Below are 10,893 nucleotides of genomic sequence, written 5' to 3'. Positions count from 1 at the left end.
CCGCCCCAGACCCCGCGCCTCAAACGCCGGCGGGGCTGGATTTTCCAGCCCGTCCGGCGTTTGAGGACCGGGTCCGGGCAGAGCCCGGTTACGGGAAGGGGCGGGGAGGGGAAAGGCCCCGCGCAGCGGGCGTCGGCTTTGCTAGAAGCCGTGGCGGGCGCCGCCGTCGACGGGGAGCATGATGCCCGTCAAGTACGACGCCGCAGGCGACAGCACGAACGCCGCCGTCCGCCCGAACTCCTCCGGCGTCCCATACCTCCGCAGCGGAATCCGCGCTTCGTTGGCGGCGCGAGCCGCCTCCGCGTCGCCCGACAGCGCATCCAGCTCCCGCACCCGGTCCGTGTCGATCCGGGCCGGCAGCAGGCCGACCACCCGGATGCCGCGCGGCCCCAGTTCGTCCGAGAGGGATTTCGCGAAGCCGGCCAGGCCCGGCCGCAGGCCGTTGGAGATGGTCAGGCCCGGGATCGGTTCGTGGACCGAGCCCGACAGGACGAAGCCGATCACCCCGCCCTCGCCCAGTTCCGCCGCGGCCGCCCGGGCCAGCCGGACCGCCCCGAGGAACACGGACTCGAACGCGGCCGCCCACTGCTCGTCCGTGTTGTCCGCGGCGAAGCCCGGCGCCGGGCCGCCGACGCTCACCAGGATGCCGTCGAACCGGCCGAAGTGTTCACGGGCCGCGGCGATCAGACGTCCGGCCGCGGCGGGGTCGGAGTTGTCGGCGGCCACCCCGACCGCGTTCGGGCCGAGCGCGGCCGCGGCCTCCGCCGCCCGTCCCGCGTCCCGCCCGGTCAGCACCACCTTCGCGCCGTCGGCGGTCAGTTCCCGTGCGGCGGCGCGGCCCAGCCCGCGGGTGGCTCCGGTGACGACGTAGACACGGTCCTTCAGTCCAAGATCCATGCCCTACACGCTACGCGGCCGTGACCGGCTCCGGGTCCCCGGCACTTGCGGCCTTCGCGGCCGCCGCCTCGCGGTCGCGCTTCTCCCGGCGCACCAGGACCACCCAGCCGACCGGCACCGCCGCGGCGAACAGCCACCACTGCACGGCGTACGCCATGTGCGCGCCGATCGAGTCGTGGTCGGGCTTGCCCACCGGCTGCGGGCTGCCGTCGGCCGGCACCGGCTCGGCCAGTTCGATGTACCCGCCGAGGACCGGCTTCTTCAGGGTCTCCGCCTGCTGCTCGCTGTTGATCAGCATCACCTGCCGGTCCGGCAGGCCCTTGCGGTCCTTGATGCCGCTGCTGCCGCTGGTCTCGTCCGCCTTGAGCCGGCCGGTGACGGTGACCTGGCCGGCCGGAGCGGCCGGCACCGGCGGGTAGGCGCGCGGGTCGCCGTCGCCGGCCACCCAGCCGCGGTTGACGAGCACCGCCCGGCCGTCCGCGAGGACCAGCGGGGTGAGCACGTGGAAGCCGACCTTGTCGTCGTTGTCGGTCCGCATCCGGACCACGACCTCGTGGGCGGTGTCGTACACGCCGGTGGCGGTGACCGTCCGCCAGTAGTCGGCCCGGGGCACCCGGTGGCCGGGGGAGGTGAGCTCGGTCACCGGCTTCGGCGGGGCCGTCAGATTGGCCTCGATCAGTGCGTTCTGGGCGACCCGGCGCTCATGGCGGTGGTACTGCCAGAACCCCAGCTTGATCATCGCGGGGATGAGGACGAGGGCGACGAGGGTCAGGCACACCCACTGCCGGGTCAGCACAAAGCGGTACACGCCCTTGACGGTACCCGGCGCGCGGCGGGCCCCGGCGGGCGGGTGGGCCCGCCCGGGCCCGGAGAAGGTCGGGGGGAGGAGCGGAGAGGGGAGTCAGACGCGGTCGACGATGCCCACCTTTCCCTCCGCGCGGGCGCAGTGCGCTCCGCAGAACCACTTGCCGTCGACGTCCACGCCCTGCCCGATGATCTGGACCCGGCAGTGTTCGCAGATGGGCGCCATGCGGTGGATGGCGCAGGAGAAGCAGTCGAAGACGTGCACGGCGCCCTGCGCGTGCACCTCGAAGGACATGCCGTAATCGTTTCCGCAGACCTCACAACGTGCCATGCGCCACAGGGTGGGACCGGACGGCCCGGCCGGGAAAGCGGGTGCCGGGCGAGTCGCCCGAGGCTCACCCGTCTGCCGGAGCCACGTCCCGCAGCAGCTGTGTGAAGGCCGCCTCGTCGACGACCGGGGTGTCGTACGCCTTCGCCTTGACCGTCTTGGAGGTGGCGGAGTCCGGGTCGTTGGTCACCAGCAGGCTGGTGAGCCGGGACACACTCGTCGCCACGTGCAGTCCGGCCTCCACCGCCCGGTCCTCCAGCAGTTCCCGGTCCACCGAGGTGTCGCCCGAGAAGGCGACCCGCATGCCCTGCTTGAGTCCCCGGCCGTCCTCGAACCGGCCGGGGTTCGGGTACGGGCACGGCGGGCGCTTGCGGGAGGGCCGCCAGCTGCCGGCGCTGCCGTGCCCGTAGGAGGACTGGTAGCCGACCCGCGGGGCGGCGGGGGAGTCCGACCATTCCGTCAGCGGCCGGCATTCGAGCAGCGGCAGCCGTACGCCGTCCCGGGCGGCCGCGTGCAGCGACGGACGGAAGGCCTCCGCCAGGACGCGGGCGTCGTCGAGCGCATGGTGGGCGCGCTGCTGGACCACGCCGAAGTGGGCGGCCAGCGACTCCAGCTTGTGATTGGGGAGCGGAAGGTTCAGCTCCTTCGACAGGGCGATGGTGCAGAGCCGCTGACGGACCGGCGCGGCCCCCTCGGCCCGCGCGTACTCGCGGGCGATCATCTGCCAGTCGAAGATGGCGTTGTGCGCGACCAGCACCCGGTCCGCGAGCCGGCCGGCGAACTCCTCGGCGATGTCCTTGAAGAGCGGGGCGTCCGCCAGGACATCGCTGGTGAGGCCGTGGATCCAGACCGGGCCCGGGTCCCGCTGCGGATTGACCAGGGTGTACCAGTGGTCCTCCACGTTGCCCTGCGCGTCGAGCCGGTAGACGGCGGCGGACACTATCCGGTCGTCGCGCGCGAGCCCGGTGGTCTCCACGTCGACGACCGCGTACCCCCTGGGGTACGCGGCCGGCCACGTCGTGTCTGCGGTCGTACGGTCGTCGAGCATGGTCACAGAGGATACGGGCCCGGACTGACAGCCGTGGCCCCGCTGCCGGATCGGCCCAGCTCCGCCACCAGCTCCCCGGCGCTCACCCGGTCGAAGGACCCGGGCAGTTCGGCAGCCCCCGGGAACAGCCGGTACGCCGTCCCCGAAGCCCCTTGCGGGGCCACACCGGCGCGCACCAGGGCGAGGAACACCCGCTTCCCGGCGGCGTCTTCGGCGGCCTTCGCGTCGGCGTCGCGGCAGGCCCACCGCTCCTCCGGATCGTCGAGCGCACCGATCCTGGCGGCGAAGCCGGCCACGTCCTCGTCCGGGCGGCGGCGGTGCAGCCACAGCTCGTCGAACATCCCCTGCTTGACGGTTCGGCGTACCACGGTCACCTCGCGGGACCGGGCGGCCGCGCGCCACAGCGTCAGGTCCCACAGGGTGGCCCGGGTCCCGGAGCCGAAGTGCTCCCACACGTCGGAGGCCACGGCGGCCAGCCGGCCGCCGTGCGCGCGCACGCTCTGGAAGCCGGCGGCGGGCGGAAGGTGGACGTCGGCCCACAGGGCGCGCCGGGCCGCCAGGTCCACGACCATCGGCATGCACACCTGCGATTCGCCCGCCAGGTCGAAGCGCTGGCGCACGGTGCGCGGATCGTACGAGCTGTCGCGCGGGCCGTCCGCCGGCAGGGCCATGAAGCCCGCGAAGGCATCGGGCAGCGCGTCGAAGGGCACGTTGTTGAGGCTGAACACCAGCGGGACGGCGAAGGCGTCACCGTGCCGCGCGAGCGCGGCCAGGTCCAGGTCCACGTACTCGGTGGCCCCGTCGGGCGCCGGCGCCGAGGTGAGGTCGCCCGAGTGCACGGCCGCGCGGTCCGGGCCGTGGGTGAGCTCCGTGTAGTCGCACAGTCCGGTGAAGTTCCAGTCGCCGTCGAAGAAGGCGACCGACAGGTCGAGGTCGGTGCGGTTGCCGGCCGGCTCCGTCCAGTGCAGGAACAGCCGCAGCACCTCGCCCTCGGGCAGGGTCTGCGTGCTGCCCCGCGGTACGGCGACCAGGGCCTTGGCGGCGGTGCGCTCGGTGAAGGGCACGGTGAGGTCCGCCAGCCCCGAGTCGAGGACGGCCAGGTCGTACGGTTCGCCGCCGGTGTCCGCGAACCGGCGCAGCACCTCGCCCTCCAGCAGGGCCACGACGGAGGCGACGAGCGGCGCGGGCAGCGGCGGACGCACCTCCGTCACCGACTGGGCGTGGGCGACCTGACCGCGCGGGAAGAACACCCGGCGGGAGCCGGTGCGGTCCTCCGCGCGCACCCGCAGCGCGCCGAGCGCGGACAGCAGCGGGCCGGCGCCGACCGCGGGCAGCCCGCGCGCCAGCGCCTTCTCCAGCTCGGGGACGAGCAGGTCCCCCTCGTGCAGCCGGAGCAGGTGGTCGAGGCGGCGCACCAGTTCGCCGGGGCGCTGCCCGGCCAGCGTGCAGGCGTCGCCGAGGCGCCCCTCGTCGAGCGGTGCCTCGGCGAGGGCCTGTTCCAGCCGTCCGGCCCAGGTGGCGGGCCGGATCCGGTCGCCGTCCACGCGCACGGCGTCCGGGTGCGCGGAGGCGGTCTCCAGCAGCGCGGCCCCGAAGGGGGTGCCGGGCGTCACCTTCGTACCCCGCAGGACGGCGAAGGCCAGCGCGGCCCGAGGGTGCCGTGCGGACCGCTCGAAGGGGTGCAGGGTCTCGGCGGCCCGCTTCCACGCGGTCGGATGCCGCAGCACGTCCTCGACGAGGTTCTGTACGGGCAATGCGTCGAGCACGCCGAGCAGTTCCCGGCGCAGCGGCCGGCCGATCCCCCTGAACCGGGGCAGCGGCAGCAGCCCGGCGTCCCCGCCGGACAGCACGGCGAGCAGCCGCAGCACATCGGTGGCGGTGGTCAGCCGCGCCGCGAGCAGCGGCCGGGCGGCGTCCTGGGTCCGCCACCCGCGCAGCAGGGTGCCGAGTACGAGCGCCTTGGTCTCCCGTACGGGAATCTCCGCGGGCAGCCAGTCCAGGCCGGCCGGTGCCCGGGAGAGCAGCAGGGCCAGATCCTCCCGGTCCTCGGGCGAGAGCGGGGTCTGCCGGGCGAGGAGCGAGGCGATCGTCCGCCCGCAGTCGGCCGGCAGGTCGGTGCCGAGCCGGAGCAGCCGCAGCGGGCCGGCGGGCAGACCCTTGGCCTTGCGGGCGGCACGGTCGTCGGGACGCAGGAAGGGGTCGGCGGGGTCGATGCGCCGGTGGCAGACCGGGCAGCCGGTGTAGTCGGCGCCGTCCCAGCAGGCCCGGCAGACGAGGTGGGCACAGGGGGCGACGGGGTGGACCGTGCCGGTCTCGCCGCACAGGACGCACGGCTGCGCGGGCGCCTGCAGCAGCAGGGCGAAGACCCGGTCGACGTACCAGCGTTCCGTGTCGTGCGGGATCGAGAAGGGGAAGCGGCGGAAGAGCGGCCTGTGCACCCGGTCGGAGCCCATCAACCCGTCGACCAGGGCCAGCAGCCGCAGCCGCGCCTCGGCGAGGTCGGTCGGCGCCAGCATGCTGAGCGCGGCGTGCAGTTCCGGGCTCAGGGCGTGGCCGCGCTCCAGGAGTTCCCCCTCCAGGGGCCGCACGCCCTCGCGGCCCGGCGAGGCGGCGGCCGGCGGCAGGTCGACGTACACGCTCTGGAGCCGGCGCAGCAGGACGGACTCGATGGCAGACACAGCTTTGATTCCCCTCCGCAAACGAAAACGGGGGCGGAGAGTGGGCGCGCGGGATCTTTTCTGTAAAGGAAGGAGAAGGATGCACGCCGGGGAGCCGCCCCCGTACAACCGATCCCATCACGGAGGCGTGTCCACGGGCAAGCCGAATACCTGCCGCCCCGCTATCTGCCCGGAGCCGCGAGCAGGGCCGAGACGAGGGCCCGTACGGAAATCAGGAAGATCCGCTCCGGATCGGCCGGGCGGGCCAGCGCGCGGGCGAGCGCCGGGTCGTGGGGGGCGGCGGCCGGGTCCCAGAGCTCGCTCTCGGCGGGGGACTGGGCGGGGGAGCGTTCGCGATTGCGCTCGACCAGGAGGAAGCCGATGATCTGGAACTGGATCGCGCGCACCGCGTCGGCGGCCCGCGCGCCGCGCAGCCCCGCGGCGTGCACCTCGTGCACGAGCGCCTGCTGCACGGGCAGGAACATCCGGTCGGTGAGGCCGCGTTCGTGGACCATCGCGATCAGGTGGGGGCGCTCGCGCAGTTCGCGGCGCAGGGTCCGGGCCAGCGACAGGATCCGGTCGGCGGGGGTGCGGCCGGTGGGGAGGATCGCGCCCATGTCCTGGACGGTCCGCTCCACCAGGGCGTCGAGCAGGGATTCGCGGTTGCCGACGTGCCAGTAGATGGAGGTGACGGCCGTGCCGAGCTCGGCGGCGAGCTTGCGCATGGTGAGGGCGGCCGGGCCGTGCTGCTTGACCAGGGACGCGGCCGCCCGGAGTACCTCCTCGCGGGTCAGCGCGTTCCTCGCCATGAGCTGGGCCACCAATCTGTCGGAACGTCAGTTCTGGTGCGTGCAGGGGTCTTTACCCTTCATCGGCAGCGGTGTAACTGTGTTACAGAACCGACCGAAGGGTGGTGCTGGACATGGCACGCGTACGGTACGGCGCGCGCACCGAGGCCGAGATCGCGGCGTCGCGCGAGAAGAGCTCCAAGCTCCCCGACATCTGGTCCACCGGCGTGGTGGCGGTCTGGGAGACCGACCCCGACGTGGTGGCGGCGGTCCTGCCGCCCCCGCTCAAGCCCGCCGAGCGGCCCCTGGTCCGGGCCAACATCAGCAAGGTCGACCTGCCCGGCTACCCGCTCGGCGCCGGGTCCGTGGCCGTCGCCGCCCGGCACGGCGGGGTCGAGGGCTGGTACCCGCTGGTCATGCCGATGACCCATGAGCGGGCCCTGGTCGGCGGCCGCGAGGTGTTCGGCGAACCGAAGAAGCTCGGCGAGGTCACCGTCGCCCGCGACGGCCTGGTCGTCACCGCGGCCCTCGCCCGGCACGGCATCGCCTTCGTCGAGGTGCGCGGCGCCGTCGACCGCGCACTGCCACTGCCCGAACCCGCCCAGAAGACCGACTTCTACTTCAAGTTCCTTCCCGCCGTGGACGGTTCGGGCTTCGACGCCGACCCCGTGCTGGTGCACTGCACCCGCAACGAGAAGGTCCGCAAGCTGGAGCACGTCACCGGGGACATCGTGCTGCGCGAGTCGATGTTCGATCCGGTCGCCGACCTCCCGGTCCGCCGGATCGTGGAGATCACCATCGGCGAGAAGACCACCGACCAGAAGGGCAAGGCCGTCGAACGGGTCAGCGCCCAGGCCCTGCTCCCGTACATCCACCAGCGCTACGACGACCCCCAGCAGGCCTATGACGGCCCTCCGGAAGGCAGCGTCTGACATGCGACTCGAACCGGGACAGGTGGCCGTCGTCACCGGCGCCGCCGGCGGCATCGGCCTCGCCATGGCGCGCCGCTTCGCCGCCGAAGGCCTCAAGGTCGTCCTCGCCGACGTGGAGGAGGGCGCCCTCGCCGAGGCCGCGGAGGAACTCACCGCCGACGGCGCCGAGATCCTCGCCCGCACCGTCGACGTCAGCGAGCGCGACTCCGTCATCGCCCTCGCCGACGCGGCCTACGACGCCTTCGGCGCGGTGCACGTCCTGTGCAACAACGCGGGCGTCGGATCGGGCGCCGAAGGCCGGATGTGGGAGCACGAGCCCAACGACTGGAAATGGGCCTTCTCCGTCAACGTGTGGGGCGTCTTCCACGGCATCCAGGCCTTCGTCCCCCGCATGATCGCGGGCGGCGCCCCCGGCCACGTCGTCAACACCTCCTCCGGCGACGGCGGCATCGCCCCGCTGCCCACCGCCTCCGTGTACGCCGTCACCAAGGCGGCCGTGGTCACCATGACCGAGTCGCTGTACGCCCACCTCAGGGCCGAGGGCGCCGCCGTCGGAGCGAGCGTCCTCTTCCCCGGCCCGCACATGCTGCGCACCGGACTGTGGGAGTCCCACCGCAACCGGCCCGAGCGCTATGCGAAGCAGCGGCCGCGCAAGACCCCGTACCGCAGCCTCGACCAGTACGAGGCGGCCATGAAGCAGGCCGGACACGAGGTGCTCTTCACCCCGGTCGAGGAGGTCGCCGAGCACGTGGTCGAGGGCATCCGCGCCGACCGCTTCTGGATGCTCCCGGACAGCGAACACAGCGACCGGCAGATCCGGGCCCGGTCGCAGTCGATGCTCGACCGCGCAAACCCCGCCTACCTCGAAAGCTTCATCCTCGACTGAGGAGCGTCACGTGAACGCGAGTGCCCACGAAGAACCGAACCGAGACCCGTACCTGATCATTTCCTCCGACTGCCACGCGGGCCTGCCGACCGAGCGGTACCGCCCCTACCTGGACTCCCGCTTCCACCCCCAGTTCGACGAGTTCCTCGGCCAGCGCGACGCCCGCCGCGAGGAGGCCACCCGGCTCGGCGTCCGCAACGAGGCCTTCGCCGAGAAGTGGTTCCACGACCACGAGGAGGGCCTCAAGGGCGGCTGGGACACCACCCAGCGACTGAAGGAACTCGACGGCGACGGGGTGGCCGCCGAGGTCGTCTTCCCGGACGCGGACGCCGTCGACAGCCAGACCGCCGCACCCTTCGGGGTCGGCCTCGGGCTCTCCGGGGACCAGGACCCCGAGCTCGGCATGGCCGGCGCGCAGGCCCACAACCGGTGGCTCGCCGAGTTCGTGTCCGAGAATCCCGAGCGCCACTGCGGGGTGGCCCTCCTCCCCATCACCGGCGAGCCGGACAAGGTCGTCGCCGAGATCCACCGGGCCAAGGAGTCCGGCCTGGGCGCGCTGATGATCCCCTCGATGTGGGTGGACAGGGCGCCGTACCACGACCGCCGCTACGACCCCGTCTGGGCGGCGGCCGCCGAGACGGCCATGCCGATCGTCACCCACTCGGGGGCGGCCCCGCGCCACGAGTACGGCGACCACCTCGGCATCTACGTCTCCGAGGTCACCTGGTGGCCGGCCCGCCCGCTGTGGTTCCTGCTCTGGTCCGGGGTCTTCGAGCGGCACCCCGGCCTGAAGTTCGGGGTCGCCGAATCCGGCTGCTGGTGGCTGCCCAACCAGCTGTGGTTCATGGACCGCCTCTACCTCGGCGCCCACGGCGGCAAGAAGCTCTCCCCCTTCGCGGAGCTGAAGCGCCCGCCGAGCGAGTACCTGGACCGCCAGGTGTTCGTCTGTGCCACGAACACCAAACGCCGCGAGCTCGCGCAGCGCTACGAGATCGGCGTGGACAACATCCTCTGGGGCTCGGACTTCCCGCACCCCGAGGGCACCTGGCCGAACACCCGGCAGTGGCTGAAGAACACCTTCCACGACATCCCGGTGGCCGAGACGCGCCGCATGCTGGGCCTGGCGGCCGCGGAGGTCTTCGGCTTCGACACCGCCAAGCTGGCCCCGATCGCCGACCGGATCGGCCCCACCCCGGCGGAACTCGGCCAGTCCCCGGACCAGGCGGCGGTCGAGGCTTCCTGGGCCCGCTCGCGCGAAGTGGGCCGGCACTGGCTGACGGGCCACGACTTCCCGGTGCTGGGGGTGGACTCATGACGGGCGAGGACCGCTACACGGTCATCTCGGCGGACTGCCACGCGGGCGCCGACCTGCTGGACTACAAGCCGTACCTGGAGAAGCGGTACCACGACGACTTCGACGCCTGGGCCGCCACGTACGTGAACCCGTACGAGGACCTCCTCGCGGACACCGCCGACCGGAACTGGAACTCGGCGCGCCGGCTCGCCGAACTGGAAGCGGACGGCATCGTGGCGGAGGTCCTCTTCCCCAACACCATCCCGCCGTTCTTCCCCAACGCCTCCCTGATGGCCCAGCCCCCGACGGCCGCGGAGTACGCGATGCGCTGGGCCGGGCTCCAGGCCCACAACCGCTGGCTGGCCGACTTCTGCGCGGACGCGCCGGGCCGGCGGGCCGGCGTGGTCCAGATCCTCCTGAACGACGTGGACGCGGCGGTCGCGGAGATCCGCCGCACGCGGGAGGCCGGCCTGACCGGCGGCATCCTCCTCCCGGGCGTCCCGCCCGGCTCCCCGGTCCCCGAGCTGTACTCCGCCTCCTACGACCCCATCTGGGCGGTCTGCGCCGAACTGGACGTCCCGGTCAACCACCACGGGGGCTCGGCGTCCCCGCCGCTGGGCGAGGAACCGGCGGCCCGCGCCGTGTTCATGGTGGAGACCACCTGGTTCTCCCACCGCGCCCTGTGGCACCTGGTCTTCGGCGGCGCCTTCCACCGCCACCCGGGCCTGAAGCTGGTGCTGACGGAGCAGGGTTCCGGCTGGATCCCGGGCGTGCTGGAGATGCTGGACTACTACCACGGCCGCCTGGTCGCGGCTTCGGCCACGGCCGAGTCCAAGTTCGGCGCGGGCCTCGCGGCCTCGATGGGCCGGGGGCCGAGCGAGGTGTGGCGGGACAACTGCTTCGTGGGGGCGAGCTTCATGCGCCCCCACGAGGTCCCGCTGCGGGAGCGGATCGGCCTCGACAAGATCATGTGGGGCAGCGACTACCCCCACGACGAGGGCACGACCCCGTTCTCCCGCGAGGGCCTGCGCATCGCGTACGCGGGGCTGCCGCGGGAGGAGGTCGCGGCGATGGTCGGCGGCAACGCGGCCCGCGTGTACGGCTTCGACCTGGCCCTGCTCGACGCCCTCGCCGCGAAGCACGGCCCCCTGGTCTCGGAGATCGCCGAGCCCCTGACCACGGTCCCCCCGGGCGCCACCAGCCCGGCCTTCGCCCCGGGGGGGTCGGTCCGGGTCTGGTGACCTTGCGGTCCCGCCGAG

General features: G+C 73.2%; 10 protein-coding genes. 4 read left to right on the top strand and 6 right to left on the bottom strand.

Going from position 1 to position 10,893, the window contains the following annotated elements; all coding sequences use genetic code 11:
* Positions 1–141: 141 nt before the first annotated feature.
* The 6 genes from AB0447_RS33585 to AB0447_RS33560 all read right to left on the bottom strand — a co-directional run bounded on the left by AB0447_RS33585 (position 142) and on the right by AB0447_RS33560 (position 6,543).
* Positions 142–897 (bottom strand): SDR family oxidoreductase, encoded by a 756-nt coding sequence (locus AB0447_RS33585; protein WP_366480700.1) that lies wholly within the window; start codon positions 895–897, stop codon positions 142–144.
* Positions 898–907: 10 nt separating this feature from the next.
* On the bottom strand, positions 908–1,705 hold the full coding sequence (locus AB0447_RS33580; RefSeq protein ID WP_366480698.1) for an SURF1 family protein: 798 nt from the start codon (positions 1,703–1,705) through the stop codon (positions 908–910).
* 93 nt (positions 1,706–1,798) lie between these two features.
* Positions 1,799–2,032 carry a hypothetical protein gene (locus AB0447_RS33575; protein WP_366480697.1) on the bottom strand — a complete coding sequence of 78 codons (234 nt, stop codon included), beginning with the start codon at positions 2,030–2,032 and terminating at the stop codon, positions 1,799–1,801.
* Between the two features lie 64 nt (positions 2,033–2,096).
* On the bottom strand, positions 2,097–3,077 hold the full coding sequence (locus tag AB0447_RS33570; protein WP_366480696.1) for a DEDDh family exonuclease: 981 nt from the start codon (positions 3,075–3,077) through the stop codon (positions 2,097–2,099).
* Positions 3,078–3,079: 2 nt separating this feature from the next.
* On the bottom strand, positions 3,080–5,755 hold the full coding sequence (locus AB0447_RS33565; RefSeq protein ID WP_366480695.1) for an MXAN_6230/SCO0854 family RING domain-containing protein: 2,676 nt from the start codon (positions 5,753–5,755) through the stop codon (positions 3,080–3,082).
* A gap of 161 nt (positions 5,756–5,916) precedes the next feature.
* Positions 5,917–6,543, bottom strand: coding sequence for a TetR family transcriptional regulator (locus tag AB0447_RS33560; RefSeq protein WP_366480694.1), 627 nt, complete (start codon positions 6,541–6,543; stop codon positions 5,917–5,919).
* Between the two features lie 113 nt (positions 6,544–6,656).
* On the opposite strand from AB0447_RS33560, the gene AB0447_RS33555 reads away from it, so the two are divergent.
* Genes AB0447_RS33555 through AB0447_RS33540 form a run of 4 tightly spaced genes read left to right on the top strand, consistent with a single transcriptional unit; the run spans position 6,657 to position 10,875 of the window.
* Positions 6,657–7,454 carry an acetoacetate decarboxylase family protein gene (locus AB0447_RS33555; RefSeq protein WP_366480693.1) on the top strand — a complete coding sequence of 266 codons (798 nt, stop codon included), beginning with the start codon at positions 6,657–6,659 and terminating at the stop codon, positions 7,452–7,454.
* A gap of 1 nt (position 7,455) precedes the next feature.
* Positions 7,456–8,340 (top strand): SDR family NAD(P)-dependent oxidoreductase, encoded by an 885-nt coding sequence (locus tag AB0447_RS33550; protein WP_366480692.1) that lies wholly within the window; start codon positions 7,456–7,458, stop codon positions 8,338–8,340.
* A gap of 10 nt (positions 8,341–8,350) precedes the next feature.
* Positions 8,351–9,655 carry an amidohydrolase family protein gene (locus AB0447_RS33545; protein WP_366480691.1) on the top strand — a complete coding sequence of 435 codons (1,305 nt, stop codon included), beginning with the start codon at positions 8,351–8,353 and terminating at the stop codon, positions 9,653–9,655.
* Positions 9,652–10,875, top strand: coding sequence for an amidohydrolase family protein (locus tag AB0447_RS33540; RefSeq protein WP_366480690.1), 1,224 nt, complete (start codon positions 9,652–9,654; stop codon positions 10,873–10,875). Before AB0447_RS33545 ends, AB0447_RS33540 begins: the two co-directional genes overlap by 4 nt.
* The last annotated feature ends 18 nt before the right edge of the window (positions 10,876–10,893 follow it).

The organism is Streptomyces sp. NPDC051211 (genome assembly GCF_040689505.1).
Lineage (GTDB): Bacteria > Actinomycetota > Actinomycetes > Streptomycetales > Streptomycetaceae > Streptomyces.
This window is presented reverse-complemented; position numbering and strand designations above follow the sequence as displayed.

Coding starts and splice junctions, on each gene's coding strand:
- AB0447_RS33575 (WP_366480697.1), bottom strand. CDS start 2,032: ATGGCACGTTGTGAGGTCTGCGGAAACGATTACGGCATGTCCTTCGAG.
- AB0447_RS33585 (WP_366480700.1), bottom strand. CDS start 897: ATGGATCTTGGACTGAAGGACCGTGTCTACGTCGTCACCGGAGCCACC.
- AB0447_RS33550 (WP_366480692.1), top strand. CDS start 7,456: ATGCGACTCGAACCGGGACAGGTGGCCGTCGTCACCGGCGCCGCCGGC.
- AB0447_RS33540 (WP_366480690.1), top strand. CDS start 9,652: ATGACGGGCGAGGACCGCTACACGGTCATCTCGGCGGACTGCCACGCG.
- AB0447_RS33560 (WP_366480694.1), bottom strand. CDS start 6,543: ATGGCGAGGAACGCGCTGACCCGCGAGGAGGTACTCCGGGCGGCCGCG.
- AB0447_RS33555 (WP_366480693.1), top strand. CDS start 6,657: ATGGCACGCGTACGGTACGGCGCGCGCACCGAGGCCGAGATCGCGGCG.
- AB0447_RS33570 (WP_366480696.1), bottom strand. CDS start 3,077: ATGCTCGACGACCGTACGACCGCAGACACGACGTGGCCGGCCGCGTAC.